Below are 25,891 nucleotides of genomic sequence, written 5' to 3'. Positions count from 1 at the left end.
GGATAATCGTGCTTTATCACTACAATCTTTCTGACTGATTAGCGGGCCTGCTTGTGGATATGGCACAATAGACACAATTTTCGGGTCAGTCGGCCCGTGCGTTATCAAGATGATAGCGCATCCTCTGAAGGTTCTGGAGAATCACATGCAGCTTAAACGGGTAGCAGAAGCTAAACTGCCCACGCCATGGGGAGATTTCCTGATGGTAGGTTTTGAAGAACTGGCAACCGGCCACGATCATGTGGCGCTGGTTTACGGTGATATCAGCGATCATACGCCGGTGCTGGCGCGTGTCCACTCTGAGTGTCTGACCGGTGATGCGCTGTTCAGTCTGCGCTGCGACTGCGGCTTTCAGCTTGAAGCGGCGTTAACAGCGATTGCTGAAGAGGGGCGCGGGGTGCTGCTGTATCACCGTCAGGAAGGCCGTAATATCGGTTTACTGAACAAAATCCGCGCCTATGCGCTGCAGGATAAAGGCTATGACACCGTCGAGGCGAACCATCAGCTGGGCTTTGCCGCTGATGAGCGTGATTTCACCCTGTGCGCTGATATGTTCAAATTACTGGGTATCGATGAAGTGCGCCTGCTGACAAATAATCCGCGCAAGGTTGAGATCCTCAGCGAAGCGGGCATTAATATTGTTGAGCGCGTGCCGCTGATCGTCGGGCGCAATCCAAAAAATGCCCACTATCTCGATACCAAAGCGGAAAAGATGGGGCATCTGCTGCCGAAATCCTGAGAGAAAAGAAGCCGGGCAAGCCCGGCTTTTTTTAGTTCAGCATATTGCGGATAACATAGTGCAGTATGCCGTCATTGCGGTAGTAAGTCAGTTCCGTTGCCGTATCGATACGGCAGCGTGCGGCCACCTGCTCCTCACTGCCGTCTGCGCGGGTCAGAGTAACATTGACCGTGCAGCCCGGCGTCAGCTGCGCCAGGTCAGCAATATCTATCCGCTCCTCACCGGTTAACTGCAGCGTCTTACGGGTAACGCCCGCCGGGAACTCCAGCGGCAGGATCCCCATACCAATCAGGTTTGAACGGTGAATACGCTCAAAAGACTCAGCGATCACGACGCGTACTCCCTGCAGGCGCGGTCCTTTAGCAGCCCAGTCGCGGCTGGAACCTGAACCGTACTCTTTCCCGGCCACCACGGCGAGCGGCACGCCCTCTTCTTTATATTTCATTGCGGCATCATAAATAGCCAGCGTTTCATTACCCGGAAAATGCCGGGTGTAGCCGCCTTCCGTACCGGGCACCATTTCATTGCGGATACGAATATTGGCAAAGGTACCGCGCATCATTACTTCATGGTTACCACGGCGCGACCCGTAGGAGTTAAAGTCGTTACGCTCTATGCCTTTCGCCAGCAGATAGCGTCCCGCCGGACTCTCAGCCTTAATACTCCCCGCAGGCGAAATGTGGTCAGTGGTGACTGAGTCACCCAGCATCGCCAGAATACGGGCGCCGCGAATATCTTCAACCGGCTTTGGCGTTTTCTCCATGTCATCAAAGAAAGGTGAAAGGCGGATATAGGTCGATCCTTCATCCCAGTCGTAGGTTGCCGCTTCACTCACGGAGATTTGCTGCCAGTCCGGCGTTCCGTCAAACACTTCCGCATACTCTTTGCGGAACATGCTGCTGTTAACCAGCTGCACCGAGGCGGCGATCTCTTCCGGTGATGGCCAGATATCTTTGAGATAAACATCTTTGCCGGTCTGATCCTGACCGATAGGCTCGCTCTGCAGATTGATGTTCATATTGCCGGCCAGCGCATAGGCCACCACCAGCGGGGGTGAAGCCAGCCAGTTAGTTTTAATCAGCGGATGTATACGGCCTTCAAAATTACGGTTCCCGGAGAGCACGGCGCCAACGGTCAGATCGCCCTCTTTTATAACGCTTTCGATCTCATCCGGCAGCGGCCCTGAGTTACCAATACAGGTTGTACAGCCATACCCCACCAGGTTGAAACCGAGTTTGTCCAGGTAAGGCGTGAGACGGGCTGTGGCCAGATAGTCAGATACCACTTTTGATCCGGGGGCCAGGGAAGCTTTTACCCACGGCTGGCGCTTCAGCCCGCGCTCAACCGCTTTTTTTGCCAGCAGGCCGGCGGCCATCAGCACGCTGGGGTTTGACGTATTGGTACAGGAAGTAATCGCGGCAATAACTACCGCACCATCATCAAGCTGATGCGACTGGCGGGTTTCACTGTCGCGGTAACTGACCGCTTTATGCGGCTTTTGTGCGTGGTTGATCTCCAGCTCATTACTGGCGGCAAACGCGGCGGGCACATCGCCCAGCGCCACCCGATCCTGCGGGCGCTTAGGTCCTGCGATACTCGATTCGACGTCAGCCATATCCAGCGCCAACGTGCTGGTAAAGATCGGCTCGTCGCCCGCATTTCGCCACAGGCCCTGCTGCTTCGCATACGCTTCCGTCAATTTAACCTGCTGCTCATCGCGCCCGGTCAGCGTCATATAGCTCAGGGTGACGTCATCAATCGGGAAGAAACCGCAGGTGGCACCATATTCTGGTGCCATGTTAGCGATCGTTGCGCGATCGGCCAGCGGCAGATCGGCCAGCCCGTCACCGTAGAATTCGACAAATTTGCCGACAACGCCATGCTTACGCAGCATCTGGGTAACGGTCAGCACCAGATCGGTCGCGGTAATGCCCGGACGCAGTTTGCCAGTCAGCTTAAAGCCAACCACATCGGGAATAAGCATTGAAACCGGCTGACCCAGCATAGCCGCTTCCGCTTCGATGCCGCCAACGCCCCAGCCCAGCACGCCCAGCGCATTGATCATCGTGGTATGCGAGTCGGTACCCACCAGCGTATCAGGCCAGGCAACGTTTTTGCCCTCCAGCTCTTCATGCCAGACGGATTTACCCAGATATTCCAGATTAACCTGATGACAGATGCCGGTACCCGGCGGCACCACGCGGAACCGGTTGAACGCTTTCTGTCCCCAGCGCAGGAAAACGTAGCGCTCGTGATTACGTTCCATCTCCAGCCTGACGTTTTCGCCAAAGGCGTCATCGTTACCGAAGCGATCGACGGTTACGGAGTGGTCAATAACCAGATCCACCGGGGACAAAGGGTTAACTTTTGCCACATCTCCGCCCAGTCGTGCGACTGCTTCGCGCATAGCGGCAAGATCGACCACGGCGGGTACGCCGGTAAAATCCTGCATCAGCACGCGTGCCGGACGATATGCAATCTCCCGGTCAGCGTGGGCGGTTTGCTGCCAGTCTGCCAGCGCCTGAATATCTTCAAGGGTAACGGACTCGCCATCCTGCCAGCGCAGCAGGTTTTCCAGCAGCACTTTCATCGATTTCGGTAAGCGATCAATATTGCCGGTATGCTGTGCGGCTTTAGCCAGACTGTAATAATGATAGGTGTGTGCCCCGACCGCCAGCGTATCCTGACTTTGCTCGCGTAATGTTAACGACATGTCTCCTCCTTTAATTCCTTAGGCTAAACCTCAGAGAGTGCAAGGTTTAGCTTAAAGATAGACCACATTTTCGTTAACGTTTTGATAACAACCCGAAAGGGCACTGGGTGCTACAAACAAAAATGCCCCGACCTGAGTCGGGGCATTTCCATAAATTCGGTGATAAGAAGCGTCGGTTACATAAGAGCCCAGGCTGCCGCTGCCCAGAAGGCAAATGAGAAAGCATAAACGCTAAGCCATGAAAAAGTGGTTGTATTCATTCGTCACTCCTTCCCGGTTCTCGGGCTAAATTTTCTTTAATCTTCAGTAATCTACTGTCGACGCTTATTTGCAGTGTAAGGTCATGGGCTTTTTGCTGGCCCGCCGGAATAACCGGAAAAAAATCAAAGCAACATCAGATGCTAAAAATAAGTGCAACAACAATTATTTGAGTTTTGGATCCATAAAAGATTCGATAAAGCTGCGCTGCTTGTCACTCAGATCCCAGGAAGCAGGAATCGCTACAGACTGCTCAGCAGCAGGAGCTTCTTTTGCTTTGCACGCAGGTGTATTTGGCTGCCGTGCATTGACCGGATATTTACGACTGAGTGAGTTTGCCCACATGGCTTAGCCCCATAAACGCCAAATCATTAATGCCACCACTACCCAGAACAGCGCTGAAGCAGCGAAGACAGCCAACCAGGCTTTGCGACGGGTGTTACCGGTACGCTGAACCTTGGTGCTCTTAGCCCGGAAGTCGGGTTGTACAGTTATTCTCGTAGCCATAGTTTTTGATAATCACTCTCAACAAAACGATTGATAACAACGATTAAGATTTAGGATGAATCCTAAACTTCTTAAGTCCAAAAATCCAGTTATTTTTATTGAGCACAACGATTAACGCTATTAATCAAAGCTTCGAAAACTGATTAGCCTTATTGAAACACAGACCTCAGAACTATTAAAAAAACGGCGACCGAAATTTGGGTTAAACAACAATTAGTACCACTTTAAATTTGAGTTAAATAAGAAACCTCAGTAATAAAGCCCTTCTTCATCAGGTGTTAACTGGAGTATGGGAATAATCCTGGCAGTGTGCAAAGAAGTGAACCGAAAAATGTGTACTGTTTCTCAATTAATTAATAACAATGAAAAAACCTGTGATGCATGTTTTATTTACAGAAAAATGTCAGCTTTTGTTGAACTACTGATGGCGCTAAGCGAGGGGAAACCTGAAGGTGCCCACTGGACACCTCGGTAAATTCATGATTTGGCGAATTATTTGAAAGGGAGTTTGATATCGCGGAACATCGCTTCAATGTCGTCATTGGAGCGCAGAGCAACAGCGGTGTCTACCACATCACGCGTGAGATGCGGTGCAAATCGCTGAATAAAATCATACATATAGCTGCGCAGGAAGGTGCTGCGGCGGAAGCCTATTTTGGTCGTACTATTGGTGAAAATCTCTGAAGCTTCAATGCGAACCAGATCCGGATCGGCTACCGGGTCAACCGCCATACTGGCAATCACACCCACACCTAAGCCAAGCCGTACATAAGTTTTAATTACATCTGCGTCAGTTGCGGTAAACACGATACGCGGGGTCAGACCTGCACGATTAAACGCTGTATCGAGCTCGGAGCGGCCGGTAAAACCAAAGGTGTAGGTTACCAGTGGGAAATCGGCCAGCTCCTCTATAGTCACGTTGTCTTTGCCTGCCAGCGGATGGTCGGGCGTTACCACAATCGCACGATTCCAGTGGTAACAGGGCAGCATGATGAGATCGTCGTAGAGGTGCAGGGCTTCAGTAGCAATGGCAAAGTCAGCGTTGCCCTTGGATACCGCTTCAGCAATCTGCGTAGGGGAGCCCTGATGCATATGCAGTGAAACGCGAGGGTAGCGCTCGATAAATCCTTTGATTACGCCCGGCAGCGCATAGCGCGCCTGCGTATGCGTGGTGGCGACATAAAGCGATCCCTTGTCAGGCCAGGTGTGTTCGCCCGCTACGGATTTAATCGCATCAACTTTTGATAATACTTCACGTGCTATGCGGATAATCTCTTCACCGGCTGGTGTAACCTGCGTCAGATGTTTGCCGCTGCGGGCAAATATCTGCACCCCCAGCTCATCTTCAAGCATACGTACCTGTTTGCTGATGCCAGGCTGTGAGGTATAGAGACCTTCAGCGGTCGATGAGACGTTGAGATTGTGATTGACCACTTCCACGATATAGCGCAACTGCTGCAGTTTCATAGTTATATCTTCCCGTTAGCGACTAACGTGCGTGCCGGCAGCCGCCCATGATGCAGATGTGAGGAACAGAGCGAATTGAGAATAGAAAAACTATAACAACTATATCAGTTTTTAACCGAATAAAGAACGTTAGGTTATAAGGCGGGGAAAGTAAACGGGGCTGGCAGATGCCAGCCCCGGAGAGTTATTTTTTCGCTTCCTGCCATTTACCGTCAATATAGAACATTGACCAGCCGGTTGCTTTACCCTCTTTTTCAGACGAAACGTACTGCTGTTTTGTCTTGCGGCTAAAACGCACCAGGGTTTTATTTCCTTCCGGATCGGCTGCCGGTGCCTCTGCCAGATATTTAAGCTTTTCCGGCAGACGGTCAGCGAAACGCTTCAGCTCTTCCACCAGCGGCGCGCGGGTCTCGCGCGATTTCGGGAACGTATTAGCCGCAAGGAAGACGCCGGCTGCTCCGTCACGCAGCACAAAATAGGCATCTGACTTCTCGCACGGCAGCTCAGGCAGCGGTACCGGATCCTCTTTCGGCGGCGCGACTTCGCCATTGCGCAGGATTTTACGGGTGTTTTTACACTCTTCGTTGGTACACGCCATATACTTGCCAAAGCGTCCCATCTTAAGGTGCATTTCCGACCCGCATTTCTCGCACTCGACTATAGGGCCATCATAGCCCTTGATGCGAAACTCGCCCTGCTCAATTTCATAGCCATCGCACTCTGGATTGTTACCACAGACGTGCAGCTTGCGGCTGTTATCAATCAGATAGCTGTCCATCGCGGTGCCGCACTTAACGCAGCGGCGGCGGGCACGTAACGCGTTGGTTTCCGCGTCGTCACCCTCCAGCACGTTCAGCACTTCGTTTTCCGGGATCAGATTGATGGTCTGCTTGCAGCGCTCTTTTGGCGGCAGGGCGTAGCCCGAACAGCCGAGGAATACGCCGGTGCTGGCCGTACGAATGCCCATTTTGCGACCGCATGTCGGGCAGTCGATAGAGGTCAGCACCATCTGATTCGGCTGCATGCCGCCCTCTTCCGGATCTTTTTCAGCCTGCTCCAGCTGCTGGCTGAAGTCACTGAAGAAGGAGTCGAGAACGCCTTTCCACTGCGCCTGATTGTTGGCTACCTGATCGAGGCTGTTTTCCATATGAGCGGTGAAATCGTAATTCATCAGCTCGCGGAAATTTTCTTCCAGCCGGTCGGTGACGATCTCACCCATCTTCTCAGCATAAAAACGACGGTTCTCAACGCGTACATAACCACGATCCTGGATAGTGGAAATAATAGACGCGTAGGTTGAGGGACGGCCAATACCGCGCTTCTCCAGCTCGCGCACCAGCGACGCCTCGCTGAATCGCGCCGGAGGCTTGGTAAAATGCTGGCTCGGCTGCAGCGCAGTCAGATCCAGTATTTCCCCTACCGCTACTGGCGGCAGCGTCCTGTCTTCATCGTTTTTACGCAGTGCCGGCATAACGCGCGTCCAGCCATCAAAACGCAGCGTGCGGCCTTTTGCCTTGAGCCTGAATTCGGCTGCGCCTACGGTCAGCGTGGTGGAGTCATATTTAGCCGGAACCATCTGACACGCCACAAACTGGCGCCAGATAAGCTGGTAAAGTTTTTGCGCATCCGCTTCCATATCTTTCAGCTGCTCAGCGCTTACGTTGACATCTGACGGGCGAATCGCTTCGTGCGCTTCCTGCGAATTATCTTTGCTGGTATAGGTCACCGGCGCTTCCGGCAGGTATTTTTTGCCGAACTCGCTGGCGACATAGTCGCGCGCCATGGTCACTGCATCCTGGCTCAGGTTCGTGGAGTCAGTACGCATGTAGGTGATGTGACCCGCTTCATAAAGCCGCTGCGCCATCATCATGGTTTTCTTCACGCCAAAGCCGAGACGTGTGCTCGCAGCCTGCTGCAGCGTTGAGGTAATAAAAGGTGCAGAAGGTTTGCTGCTGGTCGGTTTATCTTCACGATCCAGCACTTCATAACGCGCTTTTTCCAGTATCGCGACCGCCGCGTGCGTCTGCTCGCGGTTAACCGGACGAAACGCTTTGTCGCCCTGATGCGTCACCTGCATCGCCAGCGCATCGCCTTTTGGCGTAGCAAAATCTGCGTCGATCTCCCAGTACTCTTCTGGCACAAACGCTTTGATTTCGCGCTCGCGCTCAACCACCAGACGTACCGCTACCGACTGAACGCGTCCGGCAGAGAGACCGCGGGCGATCTTTTTCCACAGCAGAGGCGAAACCATATACCCCACAACGCGATCCATAAAACGGCGCGCCTGCTGGGCATTAACCCGCTCGATATTCAGTTCACCCGGCTTTTCAAACGCCTGGCGAATCGCATTTTTGGTGATTTCATTAAACACCACCCGGCTGAAACGCTTGTCGTCGCCACCAATGACTTCACGCAGGTGCCAGGCAATGGCTTCTCCTTCGCGGTCAAGGTCGGTTGCGAGATAGATATGATCGGCGTCAGCGGCCAGGCTCTTAAGTTCAGACACAACCTTCTCTTTGCCTGGCAGAATCTGATAATCAGCTTCCCAGCCATGCCACGGATCAACACCCATTCGGTTGACCAGCGCCGCCTTTTCATCTTTTTTAACTTTTTTCCCGGTTTTTACCTTCTCACCGTCAGTACTTTTACGGGTCGTTGAACCACTGGTCGGCAAATCGCGGATATGACCGACGCTGGATTTCACCACGTAGTCATTACCGAGGTATTTATTGATTGTTTTGGCCTTTGCCGGGGACTCAACGATAACGAGTGCTTTACCCATATGTACCTTTACCTGATTGAAACGTCCTGATAAACGGGAGAGGATTAATGCCCCAAAACCCAGTGGGTTTAATATTGCTGCCAGCAATCTGATTTTCAAGCTGGCGGGGACTGCCACTATTCAGTTTAAAACGGTGTGCGCAACCTTATGATTAACTACACTTTTTCCGCCTGACATCATCACACATCCTGGTGTGAACTCCCTGAAAGCTGAATCGCCCACACTCTACCTGATAAAATCTGATACGCAACTTAAATAGCACTCTGTTTAATTTTGCGCCAGCTGCAGGCGTGAACACGGATAAGTGGCAACAGAATGGCAGGTAATATAGAAGGAGAAAATGCGCTGTCAAAAAAAGTCGGATAATTCGGGACAAAAATGGAATTCATTTCACAACCCGGCCGAAGTAAATGGGACTCACCCGTTGCTAAGCATAAAAAACCCGGCCGGAGCCGGGTTTCTGTTACAGCAGAGGCTTTTCGCCACGCTGCCAGATTTTTAGCAACAGCCGTTCTGCCGCCTGGCTGGCGCTGCCGGTAAAACGATCCATCATCTTTTTCTTACGCGCATACTGTACGCCCAGCACGGTGAAGCGCTCCATATGCCGGATAATCAGGGCATCACTGGTGCCGATTTCATCAATCAGACCCAGTTCAAGCGCCTGCTGCCCATACCAGTGTTCGCCGGTCGCTACCCGGTTCATATCCAGCGACGGACGCATTTGCTGCACAAAGCCCTTAAACAGCTGATGCGTTTCATCCAGATCGTGCTGGAACTTATCACGCCCCTCTTCGGTATTTTCACCAAACAGCGTCAGGGTACGTTTGTACTGGCCTGCAGTATGCAGCTCCACGTCAATATCATTGCGCTTCAGCAGCCGGTTGAAGTTGGGGATCTGCGCCACAACGCCGATTGAACCGATAATGGAGAACGGCGCGGCGACAATGCGATCTGCCACACAGGCCATCATATATCCGCCGCTGGCGGCCACTTTATCTACGGCGGCGGTCAGGCGCAGACCCGCGTCGCGCAGGCGCTGCAGCTGCGACGCTGCCAGACCGTAGCCATGCACCACCCCGCCCGGGCTTTCAAGCCGCAGCAGGACTTCATCACCCGGTTGCGCTACGGCCAGTACAGCGGATACTTCTTCACGCAGGGAGGCGACTTCACCCGCGTCCATGCTGCCTTTAAAGCCAAGCACATAGAGTACTGGCTTCGCGGTTTCAGTGACGCCGTTTTTTGCGTTGCGCTTCTCTGTTTTCGCTTTCAGCTTCTCTTCTTTTTTATGCTGTTTCAGCCAGACTTTTTGTACCTGCGGCTTCATTTTAGCCAGCTGCAGATCCTCTTTTATCTGACGATACTCATCATCCAGATGCGTCACCTGCAGCTGACCGGCGTGATGACGTTTGCGCAGCGCAGCATTCAGTATGATAAATACTACGGCCGCAATGGCGATCACTACTGTGACAGCCTTGGCCAGGAAGAGCCCATAGCTGAAGAAAAAATCCATTCTGCCGCCTTATTAAACAGTGAATTACAATTAACAGCTGAGTGTAACTGCTTTAACCCGGTTCGTCGCCTGAAAAGCCCGCAGGCGGCACAGAATGCTCCTCTGTAGCATTGCACCGGCTGGCGAATTCAGGCATAAAGCCAGAAACCTCTACCACTGACTGAAGGAGATTGCTGTGCACTATCAGCCTAAAGGCGATCTACTCGAAAACCGCATTATTCTGGTTACCGGCGCATCAGACGGCATTGGCCGGGAAGCGGCGCTGACCTATGCCCGCTACGGCGCCCGCGTTATCCTGCTCGGACGTAACGCCGTTACCCTGCAGCAGACAGAAGCGGCGATTAACCAGCTTAATAAGCAGCCCGCCAGCTCATACCTGCTGGATCTCGCGACCGCCACGCCTGAATCATGTCAGCAGCTGGCCGCGCAGATTGCTGAGCGCGTGCCGCGTCTGGACGGCGTGCTGCATAACGCCGGTATTCTGGGTGAAATTGTTCCGCTGGCCGATCTTGAGCCGGCCCTCTGGCGCGAGGTGATGCAGATCAACCTCGATGCCACCTTTTATCTGACGCAGGCTCTGCTGCCGCTGTTGCTGAAATCAGAGGCGGGATCGCTGGTATTCACTACCTCCAGCGTAGGCCGCACCGGGCGCGCCGGCTGGGGCGCTTACGCCGTCTCTAAATTTGCCACTGAAGGCATGATGCAGGTGCTCGCCGATGAGTATAAAAACCACGCCCTGCGCGTAAACTGTATCAATCCCGGCGGCACGCGTACGAAGATGCGCGCCAGCGCGTTTCCGGAGGAGGATGCAAACCTGCTGAAAACTCCGGCCGATTTAATGCCGCTTTATCTCTACCTGATGGGCGATGATAGCCGGCGTAAAACGGGCATGAGCTTCGATGCTCAGCCCGGACGTAAAGCGGGTCCGGCCAGCGCATGAGCGATCGCCATCAGCAACGTCAGCAGCGCCTGAAAGAGCAGGTTGACGCGCGCATCGCTGCGGCGACAGAACATCGCGGTATCGTTATGGTATTTACCGGTAACGGTAAGGGAAAAACCACGGCGGCTTTCGGTACGGCGCTGCGCGCCTGCGGCCACGGAAAAAAGGTGGCAGTGGTACAGTTCATTAAGGGGGAGTGGCCCAACGGCGAGCGTAATCTGCTGGCGCAGCACGGGGTTGAGTTTCAGGTAATGGCCACCGGATTTACCTGGGAGACCCAGAGCCGCAGCACGGATACGATCGCCTGCCAGCAGGTCTGGCAGCAGGCACAACGCATGCTGGCTGATAGCGATGTTGACCTGGTGATCCTTGATGAAATCACCTATATGGTGAGCATGGATTATCTGGATCTGGAGGCGCTGATGCTTGCTCTGCAACAGCGTCCGTCTGCGCAAAGCGTGATTATTACCGGACGCGGCTGTCACCGGCGCCTGCTGGAGCTGGCAGATACCGTGACTGAGATGCGCCCGGTAAAACATGCCTTTGATGCCGGCATCCAGGCGCAACAGGGAATTGACTGGTAGCCGCTGCCGGGGCAGCGGCACACAGCCATCAGGCGCCGCGTTTGCTGCTGCGGCGCTGAGTGGTATTGCCGGCGCTGCTGTGACGCTTCACTGCGCGGCGGATCTGATTCGCTTTGGTGCGACGGCGATCTTTCTCAACGGCAACTTTGGTAACGGTCTCTTCCGGCATGCCCACCAGCTTACGCAGGTAGTTTACCGCCGGCAGCTCCATCTCCATCCAGCCGCCGCGCGGCAGGCCTTTTGGCAGCTGAATATCACCATAACGCACGCGCATCAGGCGGCTAACCTGAACGCCTACCGCTTCCCATAAACGACGCACTTCGCGGTTGCGTCCTTCGGTAAGGGTAACGTTGTACCACTGATTGATCCCTTCACCGCCAGCAAACTTAATGGTTTTAAAGGCAGCCGGGCCATCTTCCAGCTGAACGCCCTTGCTCAGCAGACGCACTTTATCGTCACCCACTTCGCCAAAAACACGCACCGCATATTCGCGTTCAACTTCGCGACTTGGATGCATCAGACGGTTAGCCAGTTCCCCATCGGTAGTGAACAGCAGCAGACCGCAGGTGTTAACGTCCAGACGACCCACTGCCACCCAGCGCGATCCACGCAGGCGCGGCAGGCGGTCAAACACGGTTGGGCGCCCTTCCGGATCGTTACGGGTACAAAGCTCCCCTTCCGGCTTGTAATAAGCCAGCACGCGGCACACTTCCGTAGTGGACTCGGCAATAGAGACCAGGTGACCATCAATACGAATTTTCAGGCTTTTGTCATTTTCAATGCGATCGCCCAGCGTGGCCAGTTTGCCATCTACGCTGACGCGTCCGGCGGAAATCATGGTTTCGATTTCGCGGCGCGAGCCGTGACCGGCGCGCGCTAATACTTTCTGTAATTTTTCGCTCATGGAGCTGCCTCGTTGTCGCCTTCCCAGGCGTCGTGGTAAGAATGGGTAAGACAGCGGGATTACCACGTCCTCTGTCAGAAACTGTTAACGTTGCGCATCAATCTGACCGGATGCAAACGGCCTGCGATTTTACACCAGCTAAGGTTGCGTTAACACCTTTAACTTTGCTGCCGATAATAGCCGGCCGGCGTTTTCCCGCCTCTGCCGGTTTTGCCGTTCATGACGACAGGCGTTTTTATCCCTGACACTCTCATGTTTACAGCCTGGTCAATGACCTGGCGATAGAGAAGCTCGTATTATATTGATGCCTGATGAGCCCGACCGGGGAAATCGCTTTAAAGCAATGAACCCGCTAAAACCGCTCAGGCCCCGGCTGCACGGCAAAATAGTGCTATCGCTTACGAAAACCACACAATCATCTACCCAACCAGCTTAAAACAAAATTTCACCTCGCCCTGAGTGGGTTGTGCGTATAATCCGCGCTACAGGTTGGTTTAAGGCTCTATATTCTGTTTTATTGCCATCTATTAGCGCGCTGAATTTGTGCATAAATAAAAGCGGTGTAAAATAAAGCAGCAGGCCAGATGTAGATTCGAAGAAATATTATTTTATTAAGCCTAAAGCTATTTATAACAAATTATTAACGTCACTCTGCATGACGGCTGTTTTAACGGAAAATATCCCGTCTATATGCCCGTACAGGCTGACATAATTAATTAGCGTGTCTGCTCTCCTCACCAGGGATGTTACTGACGCGCCTTAAAGAAGATCGTAACAATGAAAATAACCGTACTTTGCCCGGCGCTGTTCGCGCTGGCGCTAACCGGTTGTTCCGTTGGACAGACTGAATACAGCAAAGCGGCGCTTGAACATGTTGATATGAGCGTAACAGGCGTGCCGACAGTGCTGGGTTTGGGTGTTCTCGGTACAACTATTCCCCTTACGCCGGAGTACAGCCTGACAGCGGCGCACGTTGCTAAAACGTCTGTGCAGCGCGTTAAGGCCTATCATCCTTATTGTGACGTTGCGATTATTTATCATAAAAATAGTCCTGATACGCTGGCCAGGTTTCGTACCAGCGCGCCCGGAGAAGCGATTAAAATGTATGGCTACAGTTTTATTTCTGCCATGCCGGTTGAATCGAGCGGCGTTAATTTGGCGCGCACGGCTATTACTAATCGCTGGAATAAAAAACCCTGTATGGCAATGGCATCTAATGCGGGTGTGACTCAGGGAATGTCAGGCGGCGCGGTCTATAACAGTGATGAAACCATTGCCGGAGTGATTGTGGGATACAGTCATGAAATTGCGAACAGACGTAGCAGAAAAGTGATCCTTAAAGATGTGTCACTCTATATTCCCTATGGCGATTTTAAGCGCTGGCTTGAGCGCAATCTCAGCCAGGCGCCTGTCACGTAGCGACACCTGGCCTGGCCGGGCGATTAGCTAAATGGCCGCGTATCTCCGGCACCTGCGCGCACCACGACCGGCGTGTCTTCCGTCAGGTCGACAACCGTCGTCGGCTGTTGCCCCAGCGTGCCGCCATCGAGGATCAGATCGACCAGTTTTCCGATGCTGTGCTGGATCTCTTCCGGATCGGATTCCGTAAAGTCATTACCGGGCAGCATCAGTGATGTCGACATCATCGGCTCATTCAGTCGCTCAAGCAGCGCCAGCGCAACCGGATGCGAAGGCACGCGCAGCCCGATGGTTTTGCGTTTGTCATTCATCAGGCGGCGCGGCACCTCTTTCGTCGCCTTGAGAATAAAAGTGTAATTACCTGGGGTGTTGTTTTTCAGGATACGAAAGGCTGAGTTGTCGACCTGAGAGTAAACCGAAAGCTCTGAGAGGTCGCGACACATCAGCGTAAAGTTGTGGTTACCATCCAGCTGACGGATACGGCAGATACGTTCCATCGCGTTTTTTTCTTCCAGCCGGCACCCCAGCGCATAGCCGGAGTCGGTGGGATAGACAATGACGCTGCCTTTATTGAGATAATCCACCGCCTGATTAATCAGGCGCGGCTGCGGGTTATCAGGATGAATGTGAAAACGTTGACTCATAAAAACCTCTTGTCATCTGTCTCAGGCAGTTGAAGCGGGGGCCAGAGCGGGAAAGCGTTCCCAGACGGGTTCAACGCCACCCGGCAGCCAGAGTTTACGCCCCAGCTCAATCCAGGGACAGGGTTGGTGAAAGTCGGACCCCTGCGATGCTGCCAGTTGATTATCGCGCGCATAGCCTGCCAGCTGGGTGCGTTCGTTAGGCGGCTGCTGACACTGCGCCACCTCGATCGCGTCGCCTCCCGCTTGTGCGAAAAAGGCAATCAGCCGCTTCAGCCATTTTGCCGACAGGCCGTAGCGTCCCGGATGCGCCAGCACCGCGACGCCGCCGGAATGATGAATAGCTTCAATAGCTTGTTCAATTGTACACCATTGTGGTGGCACATAGCCGGTTTTGCCACGCGCCAGATAGTGTTTGAACACCTGGGCCATATTCTCAGCTTTACCCTGTTCAATCAGATAACGGGCAAAATGACCGCGCGTAATCACCCCACCCTGTGCCAGCCGCTGTGCGCCCGCCAGTGCGTCGGGGATGCGGGCCCGCTCCAGCCGTTCAGCAATCTGCAGCGCCCGCTCATAACGACACTGGTGCTGCGCTGCCAGAAAGGCCTTAAGTGCCGGATGATCGCAATCGATATTCAGGCCTGCGATATGAATTTCGTGATTTTCCCACAACGTGGACGCTTCCAGACCGGCCAGCACTTTTATCGGCAGTTTCTGCTCCTGTGCAAACGCCTGCGCCTCAGCAACGCCCGCGACCGTATCGTGATCGGTGATGGCCAGCACGCCAACTTGCTTATCAACCGCGCGCTGAACCAGGGCCGCTGGGGTCAGCAATCCATCGGAGGCGCGGGTATGGCTGTGAAGATCGTAAAGCGGGAAACGGCTAATATCTGACAAAGTAACTCCGGAGCACGGCTAAAAATCAGCGGGCATGATAGCGATTTTGTTGTTAACTGAGAAAGGGTATTGACATTTTTCGCCCGAACCAGTTAACTAGTACACAAGTTCACACACAGTGGGTATCTGCCATGAGTCAGGTAGCAATGCGGTTAACAGATAGCTGGCGTACGTCTTCCTGTAACGGGTGGCGTTATTGTGCACAAGCCTGATTCCTGTGCAGATACCTGAGCCCGCCACCATGCGGGCTTTTTTTTGAGCGAATTTCAGAGAAATTATCATGGCAAATGCGAAACCTACATTGAAGTTGATTACCGGAAACGCACCCTATCGCGAAGATCCGGCCGCGGTGTTTCATCAACTGTGCGGCGCACGTCCGGCCACTCTGCTGCTTGAGTCTGCGGACATCGACAGCAAAAAAAATCTGAAAAGCCTGCTGATTGTTGATAGTGCACTGCGCATCAGCGCCCTTGGTCAGACCGTGACTTTACAGGCGCTCTCTGAAAATGGCCGTGCCCTGCTGCCGTTGCTGGATGCCGCTCTGCCTGAGAGCGTAAAAATCGACGTTCGTCCGGATGGTCGTGAGCTGCATTTTGCTACGGCGAATGATGTACAGGATGAAGATTCGCGGCTAAAAGCCTTCTCGGTGTTTGATGCGCTGCGTCTGATTCCGCAACTGGTTAATACACCTGCCAATGAGCGTGAAGCGATGCTTCTGGGCGGACTGTTTGCTTACGACCTGGTCGCCGGCTTTGAAGCGCTGCCGGCGCTGCGCAACGACCAGCGCTGTCCCGACTACTGCTTCTATCTGGCGGAAACGTTGCTGATTATCGACCACCAGCAGGGTTCAGCCCGCCTGCAGGCGAGCCTGTTTACGCCGTCAACCAGTGAGTTTCAGCGTCTGCAGAGCCGTATTGAGCAGCTGCACGGCCAGATGACACAGCCGGCGCCCGCCCTGCCGGTGCAGCGCGTGGAACAGATGACGCTCAGCACCAGCCAGAGCGATGATGCTTACTGCGAGGTGGTGGCGTCGCTGCAGCAGGCTATCCGCATCGGTGAAATTTTCCAGGTCGTGCCGTCGCGCCGCTTCTCGCTACCCTGTCCGTCACCGCTTGCCGCTTATGAAACGCTGAAGAACAGCAATCCCAGCCCCTATATGTTCTTTATGCAGGATCGGGAATTCGCCCTGTTTGGTGCCTCACCGGAAAGCTCGCTGAAGTATGACGCGCAGTCGCGCCAGATTGAGATCTACCCCATTGCCGGCACCCGCCCGCGCGGCCGCCATGCCGACGGCTCGCTGGATCGCGATCTCGACAGCCGTATCGAGCTGGAGATGCGTACCGATCATAAAGAGCTGGCCGAACATCTGATGCTGGTGGATCTGGCACGTAACGACCTTGCCCGTATCTGCAAACCCGGCAGTCGTTACGTTGCCGATCTGACCAAAGTTGACCGCTACTCTTTTGTTATGCATCTGGTCTCCCGCGTGGTCGGCACGCTGCGTGACGATCTGGATGTCCTGCACGCCTACCGCGCCTGTATGAATATGGGCACGCTGAGCGGCGCGCCTAAAGTACGCGCCATGCAGCTGATTGCTGAAAAAGAGGGCACGCGGCGCGGCAGTTACGGCGGTGCCGTGGGCTACTTCACGGCGACCGGCGATCTCGATACCTGCATCGTGATCCGTTCCGCCTGGGTCGAAGAAGGTGTGGCTACCGTGCAGGCGGGTGCCGGCGTGGTGCTGGATTCTGTCCCGCAGGCTGAAGCGGATGAAAGCCGCAACAAAGCACGCGCAGTTCTGCGCGCTATCGCAACCGCGCACCACTGCAAGGAGATGTTCTGATGGCTGATATCCTGCTGCTCGATAATATCGACTCGTTTACCTATAACCTGGTGGATCAGCTGCGCAGCTTTGGTCACAACGTAGTGATCTACCGCAACAGCGTGCCGGCTGAGACGCTGATTGCGCGGCTGCAGCAGATGGAAAATCCGGTGCTGATGCTGTCACCCGGTCCTGGCGCGCCGACTGATGCGGGCTGTATGCCAGCCCTGCTGCAGGCGCTGCGCGGCCAGCTCCCCATTATCGGTATCTGTCTGGGTCATCAGGCTATCGTTGAAGCGTATGGCGGCCACGTGGGCCAGGCGGGTGAAATTCTGCATGGTAAGGCGTCTGCGGTAGAGCATGACGGCAGCGCGATGTTCAGCGGCCTGAGTAATCCGCTGCCGGTGGCACGCTATCACTCGCTGGTGGGGAGTAATACGCCCGCTGAGCTGACGGTTAACGCCAGCTACAACGGCATGGTCATGGCCGTGCGGCATGATGCCGATCGCGTCTGCGGCTTTCAGTTCCATCCTGAATCGATTCTCACCACCCAGGGCGCACGCCTGCTTGAGCAGACGCTGGCCTGGGCGCTGGCGCAGTAACAGGGAGATAAAGATGCAAACTATTCTGGAAAAACTGTATCAGGCGCAAACGCTGAGCCAGGCGGAGAGCCACCAGCTGTTCAGCGCCATTATTACCGGTCAGCTGGAGCCCACTCAGCTGGCCGCAGCGCTGATTGCCATGAAAGTGCGCGGCGAGCAGCCACAGGAGATAGCCGGCGCCGCATCGGCGCTGCTGGCTGATGCCAAACCTTTCCCGCGTCCTGACTATGCGTTTGCTGATATCGTCGGCACCGGAGGCGACGGCAGTAACAGCATTAATATCTCGACCGCCAGCGCGTTTGTGGCCGCAACCTGCGGCCTTAAAGTGGCCAAACATGGTAATCGCAGCGTCTCCAGCAAATCCGGCTCCTCCGATCTGCTGGCAGCGTTTGGTATTAATCTGGACATGCCCGCGCAGCAGGCGCGCCAGGCGCTGGACGATCTTAATGTCTGTTTCCTGTTTGCGCCGCAGTACCATACCGGCTTTCGTCACGCAATGCCGGTGCGTCAGCAGCTGAAATCGCGCACGCTGTTCAACGTGCTCGGCCCGCTGATCAATCCGGCCCGACCGCCGCTGGCGGTGATTGGCGTGTACAGCCCGGAGCTGGTGCTGCCCATCGCGCAAACGCTGAAGGTGCTCGGCTATCAGCGGGCCGCTGTGGTCCACGGCGGCGGAATGGATGAGGTCGCTCTGCACAGCGCCACGCAGGTGGCTGAGCTGCGCGAAGGGGAAATTACCTGCTATCAGCTGACGCCGGATGACTTTGGTTTTGGCATGCATGACAAAGAGGCGCTGGCGGGCGGGACGCCGGAAGAAAACCGTGACATTCTGACCCGTTTACTTCAGGGTAAAGGAGAGCCCGCGCATGAGCAGGCGGTCGCCGTTAACGTGGCGATGCTGCTGAAAGTGTTTGGTCATGAAGACCTGCGCGACAACGCGGAGCGGGCCATTGCCGCGATTCGCAGCGGACAGGCTTATGAGCGCGTGGTTGCACTGGCAGCGAGAGGATGAGATGAGTATTAAAGGCACCGTATTAGAGAAAATTGTGCAGGATAAGGCGATCTGGATAGCAGAGCGTCAGCAGCAGCAGCCGCTGGAGACATTCCACCCGGAACTGCAGCCGGCAACGCGCTCTTTTTATGACGCCCTGCGCGGCACCCGCACCGTTTTTATCCTTGAGTGTAAAAAAGCGTCACCGTCAAAAGGGGTGATCCGCGAGGATTTCGATCCTGCCGCCATCGCCGCCGTCTATCGTCATCACGCGTCTGCCATTTCGGTACTGACGGATGAGAAATATTTTCAGGGTGACTTCGCTTTTCTGCCGATTGTCAGCGCGGCGGTGACCCAGCCCGTGCTGTGCAAAGATTTTATCATCGACCCCTATCAGATCTACCTGGCGCGCCACTACCAGGCGGACGCCATCCTGCTGATGCTCTCCGTACTGGATGATGAACAGTACCGGCAGCTCGCCGCAGTGGCTCACAGCCTGAACATGGGCATCCTGACCGAAGTCAGCAATGAGGCGGAGCTGGAACGGGCGATTGCCCTCGACGCTCAGGTGGTGGGCATCAACAACCGCGACCTGCGCGATCTTTCAATCGATCTTAACCGCACCCGCGAGCTGGCACCGCGCCTCAGTCACGGCGTCACGGTCATCAGTGAATCCGGTATTCATAATTATGCGCAGGTGCGTGAGCTGAGCCGCTTTGCTAACGGTTTTCTCATCGGCTCGGCGCTGATGGAAGAGGCTGACCTGGCAGCTGCGGTACGTCGCGTGCTGCTGGGTGATAATAAAGTGTGCGGCCTGACGCAGCCGGAAGCGGCGCGCGCCGCCAGTGAAGCGGGAGCCCTGTATGGCGGTCTGATTTTTGCTGAAGGCTCACCGCGCAAAATCGATACTGTCCAGGCACACCTCGTGATGGCCGCAGCGCCGCTGCGCTATGTGGGCGTGTTTCGTAATGCGCCGGTTGGTGACGTTGTCACGTTGGCGGTAGAGCTGAATCTGGCAGCAGTGCAGTTGCATGGCGCCGAAGATCGTGACTATGTTGCCACGCTGCGTCAGGCGCTGCCGCCACAGACGCAAATCTGGAAAGCGCTGAGTGTCAAAGAGAGCCTGCCGGCGCGCGACTGGCCGCACGTTGATCGCTACGTGTTTGATAATGGCCAGGGCGGCAGCGGGCAGCAGTTTGACTGGTCGCTGCTGCAGGGAGAGTCGCTGGACAACGTGCTGCTGGCTGGCGGTCTCGCCGCTGATAACTGCGTGACGGCAGCCCAGCTGGGCTGCGCTGGTCTTGATTTTAACTCCGGCGTGGAGTCCGCCCCTGGCATAAAAGATGCCGGCAAAATTGCTGCGGTATTTACCACATTACGCGCTTACTAATGTTGCTGGCCCGCCAGTGCGGGCCGTTGAGGAAAGATCAATTATGTCGACGTTATTGAATCCCTATTTTGGTGAATTTGGCGGCCAGTACGTTCCGCAAATCCTGATGCCGGCTCTGCGCCAGCTGGAAGCTGCTTTTGTTGAAGCGCAGCGCGATCCTGAGTTTCAGCAGGAGTTTACCGATCTGCTGAAAAATTACGCTGGTCGTCCGACGGCGCTGACCCTGTGCCGTAATCTGACTCAGGGGACGAAAACCCGCCTCTATCTGAAGCGCGAAGATCTGCTGCATGGCGGCGCGCATAAAACCAATCAGGTACTGGGTCAGGCGCTGCTGGCAAAGCGAATGGGGAAAAATGAGATCATTGCGGAAACCGGCGCCGGCCAGCATGGTGTCGCCTCCGCGCTCGCCTGCGCGCTGCTCGGCATGAAGTGCCGTATTTATATGGGGGCGAAAGATGTTGAGCGTCAGTCTCCCAATGTGTTCCGGATGCGGTTGATGGGCGCGGAAGTGATCCCGGTTCACAGCGGCTCAGCTACGCTGAAAGATGCCTGTAACGAGGCGCTGCGCGACTGGTCAGGCAGCTATGAGACCGCACACTATATGCTGGGAACCGCAGCAGGTCCGCACCCCTTCCCGACCATCGTGCGCGAATTCCAGCGTATGATCGGCGAAGAGACCAAAGCGCAGATCCTCGAAGCGGAAGGCCGCCTGCCCGATGCCGTGCTGGCGTGCGTAGGCGGCGGCTCCAATGCGATTGGCATGTTTGCTGATTTCATTGAAGAGAGCAGCGTGGGCCTGATTGGTATTGAACCCGCTGGTCACGGTATTGAAAGCGGCGAGCACGGCGCGCCACTGAAGCACGGCCGGGTTGGTATCTATTTTGGTATGAAAGCGCCAATGATGCAGACCGAAGAGGGCCAGATTGAAGAGTCTTATTCTATCTCCGCCGGCCTCGACTTTCCGTCAGTTGGTCCACAGCACGCGCATCTGAACAGCATCGGGCGCGCAGAGTATGTCTCCATTACCGATGATGAAGCGCTCGACGCGTTTAAAACGCTGTGCCGCGCAGAAGGGATTATTCCGGCCCTGGAATCGTCTCATGCGCTGGCCCATGCGCTGAAAATGATGCGGGCAAATCCGGAAAAAGAGCAGCTGCTGGTGGTTAACCTTTCCGGTCGCGGCGATAAAGATATTTTCACGGTTCACGATCTGCTTAAAGCGAAAGGAGAGATTTGATGGAGCGTTATAATCAGCTGTTTTCACGCCTGTCAGCGCGTCAGGAAGGCGCGTTTGTCCCTTTTGTTACGCTGGGCGATCCCTCTCCGGAGCTCTCACTGCAGATTATCGATACGCTGGTTGAAGGCGGCGCTGATGCGCTGGAGCTGGGGATCCCTTTCTCCGATCCGCTGGCAGATGGACCCACCATTCAGAGCGCCACGCTGCGGGCTTTTGCGGCCGGCACCACGGTGGCGCAATGCTTTGAAATGCTGCAGGTAGTGCGGCAGAAATACCCCGATCTGCCCATTGGTTTACTGATGTACGCTAATCTGGTGTTCAGCCGCGGCATCGATACGTTCTATGCGCAGTGTGCCGCCGCGGGCGTCGACTCGGTACTGGTCGCTGATGTGCCAGTTGAAGAGTCAGCCCCCTTCCGCCAGGCTGCGCTGCGTCACAACATTGCGCCGATTTTTATCTGCCCGCCTAATGCCAGCGATGACCTGCTGCGTGAACTGGCTCAGCATGGCCGCGGTTACACTTATCTGCTGTCGCGCGCAGGGGTGACCGGTGCTGAAAACCGCGCCAGTCAGCCGCTTCACCATCTGATTGATAAACTGCGTGAGTTTCAGGCGCCGCCTGCCCTGCAGGGGTTCGGCATCTCCGAGCCGGAGCAGGTACGTGAAGCGATTGCTGCAGGCGCAGCGGGAGCGATCTCCGGTTCCGCCATTGTACGCATCATTGAGAAAAATCAGCGCGACCCGGCAACGCTGCTGCGTGAGCTGAAAGCCTTTGTCAGCGGCCTGAAAGCGGCCACCCGCTAATCGCTGTGGCTCCGTCACTCCGACGGGGCCACACTCTTTTTTCCGTCACCCCCATCCTTTCTGCCTGAGCGCCAGCTTTTTTCACTTTTTCTCTGCCAGCAGGTTGCCGATTATTCAGGGCCGACCCACACTTAAATGCGCCGTTGCGTTACGGTGTGAATCCATCTATGACAGGGAGATAACCAAATGAAATTGTTCAAGGTCGTTGCGGGAATTTTTATGGCTGCATTTGTGGCACTGACACTGAGCGCCTGTGCGCCAACGCCAACCAAAGAAGGCACCGGCGGTTATATTGATGACACCGTCATCACCACGAAAGTAAAAGCGCAGCTGCTGAATGATGAAGCGCTGAAATCTACAGAAATCAATGTTGAAACGTTCAAAGGTAAGGTTCAGCTGAGCGGGTTTGTCAGCTCGCCACAGATGGCTAACCGCGCCGTTTCCGTTACGCGCAGCGTGGCAGGCGTGAAGTCTGTTGTTAATAATATGCAGATCAAGTAATACCAAAAGGGCGGCCGGCAGGTCGCCCTTCTTCTGCCTCAGAAGCGATAGCCTGCACCAAAGAAAAAGACAAACGGATCGATACGCGTATTAATATTCTGCTGTACGCCCTGATGTCTGAATTTCACTTCAGTATCAATATCCATGTACCACAGCGAAGCGTTCAGCATCCAGTCACGGTTAATCTGATAATCGAGCCCCACCTGACCCGCAATGCCCCAGGAGTCTTTAACGCTCAAATCGCTGAGCTGTGCATCCCTGGCGGTCTGATTCAGCGTAGCGTCAAAAAAGGTGGTGTAGTTGATGCCGACGCCCGCATAAGGGCGTACCGCGCTGTTGCTGTCGAGGAAATAGTATTGCGCCATCAGCGTGGGCGGCAGCTGACGCACCGTGGCCAGGTTACCGGTCGGACCAAGGCCGACTTTATGACGAAATGGCGTGGCAGCCAGCAGCTCAATTCCGATATGATCGGTCGCCATCCAGGTGAATGTCAGACCCAGCTGCGTATTATTATCGACGCTGAATTCGCCCATGTTCAGCACATTATCGGATCCCTCAGTCGGACGGACCGTTGCCGTACCGGCGCGCATAAAAAAGTCGCCCGCCTGATGAGCCAGCGCCAGCTGCGGTATCGCCATCGCCATGAACAGTGCGCATTTTGCCAGTTTCATCATCACTCCTTTGCCTGAATTAAAATTTTTCGCGGCACAGATGTAACGGTTTTCAGCGCAGATTTCATTAACTGACTGGCAGAATAAATGCTTAGTTAACAATGAATTGACACAGATCAAATTTGCCAGCGCGAAAAAAGATCAAAAACAGGTTGCTGAAGTTTCATAACGTGATTACTTTGCTGATCCCGAGTGATTTTGGTTCGATGCCTCAGGAGTGGCGGGCGATCAGATGAGCGATATAACCAACCCTTGTATAACCTGTGGCGCCTGCTGCGCCTATTTTCGCGTTTCCTTTTACTGGGCTGAAGCCGATGATGCCGGTGGCGCAGTGCCAGCCGAACTCACCGAGCCGCTAAACCTGCTGATGCGCAATATGCGCGGCACCAGCGATCGCACGCCGCGCTGCGTTGCTCTGCAGGGCGAGCCCGGTAGCTGCGTCTCCTGCGGTATCTATGAGCAGCGCCCCTCTCCCTGCCGTGAATTTGCGATGTCCGGGGAAAATGGCGTCGTTAACGAAGCCTGCGACCGTGCCCGCGCCCGCCATGGATTACCTGCCCTTTTTCACCCTTCTTTACCTGACATGACAGAAAGTTATGGTATTCCGGGTGCCAGCCTGACCGCTTAGCATGTACAATCGCCGGGTTAATTAACCCGGTTTTTTTCAAGGAGTGTACATGTCTATCACGGCAAGCTCGTTATACCGTGACACAGGAAATTTTTTGCGCCATCAGCTGGTCACTATAATGCTGATGGCGCTGCTGACCTCATTCATTACCGTGATTATCGGGCATGCGTTAACGCCTGATGATGAGCAGCTGTCGCTGCTGAGTCAGAGTGACAGCAGCGCATCCTCCCTGTTTGAACTGGTACAGAATATGTCTCCGGATCAGCAGCGTATACTGCTGCGCGCTTCCGCAGCAGGAACCCTGGCGGCGCTGATTGGTAATACGCTGCTGCTCGGCGGCATGCTTTGCCTGATCCCGCTGGTCTCCAGCGGTCAGCGCGTCAGTGCCCTGCGCGCTATCGGTACCGCTGCACCGCTGCTGCCTAAGCTGCTGCTGCAGACCTTTTTGATCACGCTGCTGGTGCAGCTTGGCTTTATGGTGCTGATGGTGCCTGGCATCGTGCTCGCTATCTTGCTCTCTCTGGCGCCGGTGATGCTGGTCAGTGAAAAAATGGGCGTAATCGGTGCCATGCGCGCCAGCCTGCGCCTGGCGTGGAAAAATATTCGCCTGATTGCACCCGCTATTCTGCTGTGGCTGCTGGCAAAAATTATTCTGATGTTCTTTTTCTCTTCGCTGACGGTATTGCCCGCCAATATTGCCTCCGTGGTGCTTAACGCGCTGGGCAATCTGGTTTCTGCCGTTTTGATTATTTATTTGTATCGGCTCTATATGCTGTTACGTTAAGGGTTACGGCGCTCCGCTGAGCGCTATAACCACAGGCTACTGTCCGGACTGGAAACGCTATGAAGCAGTTACTCGACTTTCTCCCCCTGGTCGTTTTCTTTGTTTTTTACAAACTCTACGACATCTACGTTGCATCGGGCGCGCTGGTGGTGGCTACCGGCCTGGCGCTGGTAGTGAGCTGGGTGCTCTATCGCAAGCTGGAAAAGATGACCCTGTTTACCTTTGTCCTGGTGGCGGTGTTCGGCACCCTGACGCTGGTGTTTCATAATGATGAATTCATCAAGTGGAAGGTCACCGTAATCTATTCGCTGTTTGCGCTCGCACTGCTCTACAGCCAGTGGTTCATGCAGCAGCCCCTGATCCAGACCATGCTGGGAAAAGAGCTGCAGCTGCCTGCCACGGTCTGGCGCCGGCTCAACATCGCCTGGGCGCTGTTCTTTCTGCTGTGCGGCCTTGCCAACATCTATGTTGCGTTCTGGTTGCCACAGCCGGTATGGGTGAACTTTAAAGTGTTTGGCCTGACAGGGCTGACGCTGCTGTTTACCCTGCTGAGCGGGCTCTACATCTGGCGGCAGATGCCCCAGCAGGAATCAAAATAGTCTTTCCATCGCCCGGCCAGCCGGGCTTTTTTTCACCTGCAGAAGAACTGAGCAATGAACGAGAAGCATAAGCAGCCCACGGGCGAAATGGTTTTGCGTACGCTGGCTATGCCAGCCGACACCAATGCCAACGGCGATATTTTTGGCGGCTGGCTGATGTCGCAGATGGACATGGGCGGTGCAATTCTGGCAAAAGAGATCGCTGAAGGTCGCGTGGTCACGGTTCGGGTCGACGGCATGAGTTTTCTGAAGCCGGTCGCGGTAGGCGATGTGGTCAGCTGCCATGCGCACTGCCTGCGCACCGGAAACAGCTCAATGACTATCAACGTTGAGGTGTGGATTAAAAAGGTTTCATCTGAGCCGATAGGCCAGACCTACTGCGCCACCGAAGCGGTGTTCGTTTACGTCGCAGTAGACAACAGCGGCAAGTCGCGTCCGCTGCCGGCAGATCGCGCTAACCGCAGCCACTGAGTGATGAAAAGCAGAGCGGCTTTTTCGG

Annotated in this window: 23 protein-coding genes and 1 pseudogene; 14 read left to right on the top strand and 10 right to left on the bottom strand. The window is 54.9% G+C overall.

Annotated elements, in window-relative coordinates:
* Positions 1-145: 145 nt before the first annotated feature.
* Positions 146-739 carry a GTP cyclohydrolase II gene (gene ribA / locus DBY66_RS00945; RefSeq protein ID WP_039384570.1) on the top strand — a complete coding sequence of 198 codons (594 nt, stop codon included), beginning with the start codon at positions 146-148 and terminating at the stop codon, positions 737-739.
* Positions 740-770: 31 nt separating this feature from the next.
* Here the strand turns inward: ribA and acnA are convergent, their stop codons facing one another.
* The 6 genes from acnA to sohB all read right to left on the bottom strand — a co-directional run bounded on the left by acnA (position 771) and on the right by sohB (position 9,976).
* Positions 771-3,452, bottom strand: coding sequence for an aconitate hydratase AcnA (acnA, locus tag DBY66_RS00940; protein WP_108569358.1), 2,682 nt, complete (start codon positions 3,450-3,452; stop codon positions 771-773).
* A 423-nt stretch (positions 3,453-3,875) separates the two neighbouring features.
* The gene (locus tag DBY66_RS00935; protein WP_108569359.1) at positions 3,876-4,055 is read right to left on the bottom strand and encodes a hypothetical protein; all 180 of its coding nucleotides are present in this window, start codon (positions 4,053-4,055) and stop codon (positions 3,876-3,878) included.
* Positions 4,056-4,058: 3 nt separating this feature from the next.
* Positions 4,059-4,217 carry a YmiA family putative membrane protein gene (locus DBY66_RS00930; protein ID WP_071668859.1) on the bottom strand — a complete coding sequence of 53 codons (159 nt, stop codon included), beginning with the start codon at positions 4,215-4,217 and terminating at the stop codon, positions 4,059-4,061.
* Between the two features lie 492 nt (positions 4,218-4,709).
* Positions 4,710-5,684 carry an HTH-type transcriptional regulator CysB gene (gene cysB, locus DBY66_RS00925; protein WP_039384577.1) on the bottom strand — a complete coding sequence of 325 codons (975 nt, stop codon included), beginning with the start codon at positions 5,682-5,684 and terminating at the stop codon, positions 4,710-4,712.
* Positions 5,685-5,868: 184 nt separating this feature from the next.
* A complete protein-coding gene (gene topA / locus DBY66_RS00920; protein WP_104085016.1) occupies positions 5,869-8,466 on the bottom strand; it encodes a type I DNA topoisomerase in 2,598 nt (865 codons plus the stop codon).
* 463 nt (positions 8,467-8,929) lie between these two features.
* Positions 8,930-9,976, bottom strand: a complete 1,047-nt coding sequence (sohB, locus tag DBY66_RS00915) for a protease SohB (protein ID WP_108569360.1) — start codon at positions 9,974-9,976, stop codon at positions 8,930-8,932.
* A 175-nt stretch (positions 9,977-10,151) separates the two neighbouring features.
* Here sohB and DBY66_RS00910 point away from each other — a divergent pair, with 175 nt between their 5' ends.
* Both DBY66_RS00910 and cobO read left to right on the top strand, forming a co-directional pair.
* Complete coding sequence (locus tag DBY66_RS00910; protein WP_039384584.1) at positions 10,152-10,916, top strand: YciK family oxidoreductase; 765 nt, start codon at positions 10,152-10,154, stop codon at positions 10,914-10,916.
* Positions 10,913-11,500 (top strand): cob(I)yrinic acid a,c-diamide adenosyltransferase, encoded by a 588-nt coding sequence (gene cobO, locus DBY66_RS00905; protein ID WP_039384586.1) that lies wholly within the window; start codon positions 10,913-10,915, stop codon positions 11,498-11,500. The genes DBY66_RS00910 and cobO overlap by 4 nt, the downstream gene beginning before the upstream one ends.
* 28 nt (positions 11,501-11,528) lie before the next feature.
* Here the strand turns inward: cobO and rluB are convergent, their stop codons facing one another.
* Positions 11,529-12,404 carry a 23S rRNA pseudouridine(2605) synthase RluB gene (gene rluB, locus DBY66_RS00900; protein ID WP_071668861.1) on the bottom strand — a complete coding sequence of 292 codons (876 nt, stop codon included), beginning with the start codon at positions 12,402-12,404 and terminating at the stop codon, positions 11,529-11,531.
* Positions 12,405-13,181: 777 nt separating this feature from the next.
* Here rluB and DBY66_RS00895 point away from each other — a divergent pair.
* Positions 13,182-13,823, top strand: coding sequence for a hypothetical protein (locus DBY66_RS00895; protein WP_039384588.1), 642 nt, complete (start codon positions 13,182-13,184; stop codon positions 13,821-13,823).
* Positions 13,824-13,846: 23 nt separating this feature from the next.
* Here DBY66_RS00895 and DBY66_RS00890 read toward each other — a convergent pair whose 3' ends face one another.
* On the bottom strand, positions 13,847-14,467 hold the full coding sequence (locus DBY66_RS00890) for an L-threonylcarbamoyladenylate synthase (protein ID WP_039384591.1): 621 nt from the start codon (positions 14,465-14,467) through the stop codon (positions 13,847-13,849).
* A gap of 21 nt (positions 14,468-14,488) precedes the next feature.
* Positions 14,489-15,364 (bottom strand): PHP domain-containing protein, encoded by an 876-nt coding sequence (locus DBY66_RS00885; protein ID WP_039384594.1) that lies wholly within the window; start codon positions 15,362-15,364, stop codon positions 14,489-14,491.
* 280 nt (positions 15,365-15,644) lie between these two features.
* Between DBY66_RS00885 and DBY66_RS00880 the strand changes: the two genes are divergently transcribed.
* The 6 genes and pseudogenes from DBY66_RS00880 (at position 15,645) to DBY66_RS00850 (ending at position 22,710) form a co-directional block, all read left to right on the top strand.
* Positions 15,645-17,207 (top strand): anthranilate synthase component 1, encoded by a 1,563-nt coding sequence (locus tag DBY66_RS00880; protein WP_108569361.1) that lies wholly within the window; start codon positions 15,645-15,647, stop codon positions 17,205-17,207.
* Positions 17,207-18,800 (top strand): annotated as a pseudogene (gene trpD / locus DBY66_RS17970) (bifunctional anthranilate synthase glutamate amidotransferase component TrpG/anthranilate phosphoribosyltransferase TrpD). The gene DBY66_RS00880 and the pseudogene trpD overlap by 1 nt, the downstream one beginning before the upstream one ends.
* A gap of 7 nt (positions 18,801-18,807) precedes the next feature.
* The gene (trpCF, locus tag DBY66_RS00865) at positions 18,808-20,169 is read left to right on the top strand and encodes a bifunctional indole-3-glycerol-phosphate synthase TrpC/phosphoribosylanthranilate isomerase TrpF (protein WP_199559911.1); all 1,362 of its coding nucleotides are present in this window, start codon (positions 18,808-18,810) and stop codon (positions 20,167-20,169) included.
* A 43-nt stretch (positions 20,170-20,212) separates the two neighbouring features.
* Complete coding sequence (trpB, locus tag DBY66_RS00860) at positions 20,213-21,406, top strand: tryptophan synthase subunit beta (protein WP_039384608.1); 1,194 nt, start codon at positions 20,213-20,215, stop codon at positions 21,404-21,406.
* Complete coding sequence (gene trpA / locus DBY66_RS00855; protein WP_039384612.1) at positions 21,406-22,209, top strand: tryptophan synthase subunit alpha; 804 nt, start codon at positions 21,406-21,408, stop codon at positions 22,207-22,209. The genes trpB and trpA overlap by 1 nt, the downstream gene beginning before the upstream one ends.
* Positions 22,210-22,395: 186 nt before the next feature.
* A complete protein-coding gene (locus DBY66_RS00850) occupies positions 22,396-22,710 on the top strand; it encodes a BON domain-containing protein (protein ID WP_039384615.1) in 315 nt (104 codons plus the stop codon).
* Positions 22,711-22,748: 38 nt separating this feature from the next.
* Here DBY66_RS00850 and ompW read toward each other — a convergent pair whose 3' ends face one another.
* Positions 22,749-23,384, bottom strand: a complete 636-nt coding sequence (gene ompW, locus DBY66_RS00845; protein WP_199559907.1) for an outer membrane protein OmpW — start codon at positions 23,382-23,384, stop codon at positions 22,749-22,751.
* 229 nt (positions 23,385-23,613) lie between these two features.
* Between ompW and DBY66_RS00840 the strand changes: the two genes are divergently transcribed.
* The 4 genes from DBY66_RS00840 to yciA are packed head-to-tail and all read left to right on the top strand — an operon-like array spanning position 23,614 to position 25,863.
* The gene (locus DBY66_RS00840) at positions 23,614-24,009 is read left to right on the top strand and encodes a YkgJ family cysteine cluster protein (RefSeq protein ID WP_108569365.1); all 396 of its coding nucleotides are present in this window, start codon (positions 23,614-23,616) and stop codon (positions 24,007-24,009) included.
* A 49-nt stretch (positions 24,010-24,058) separates the two neighbouring features.
* Positions 24,059-24,793, top strand: a complete 735-nt coding sequence (locus DBY66_RS00835; protein WP_039384626.1) for a YciC family protein — start codon at positions 24,059-24,061, stop codon at positions 24,791-24,793.
* Positions 24,794-24,852: 59 nt separating this feature from the next.
* Positions 24,853-25,392, top strand: a complete 540-nt coding sequence (locus DBY66_RS00830) for a septation protein A (RefSeq protein ID WP_039384629.1) — start codon at positions 24,853-24,855, stop codon at positions 25,390-25,392.
* 54 nt (positions 25,393-25,446) lie between these two features.
* Positions 25,447-25,863 (top strand): acyl-CoA thioester hydrolase YciA, encoded by a 417-nt coding sequence (yciA, locus tag DBY66_RS00825; RefSeq protein WP_039384631.1) that lies wholly within the window; start codon positions 25,447-25,449, stop codon positions 25,861-25,863.
* Positions 25,864-25,891: the final 28 nt, after the last annotated feature.

It is taken from the genome of Pantoea sp. RIT413 (assembly GCF_003057675.2).
Lineage (GTDB): Bacteria > Pseudomonadota > Gammaproteobacteria > Enterobacterales > Enterobacteriaceae > Pantoea > Pantoea eucrina.
The sequence above is the reverse complement of the archived record's forward strand: the minus strand, read 5'-3'. Positions and strand labels throughout refer to the sequence as shown.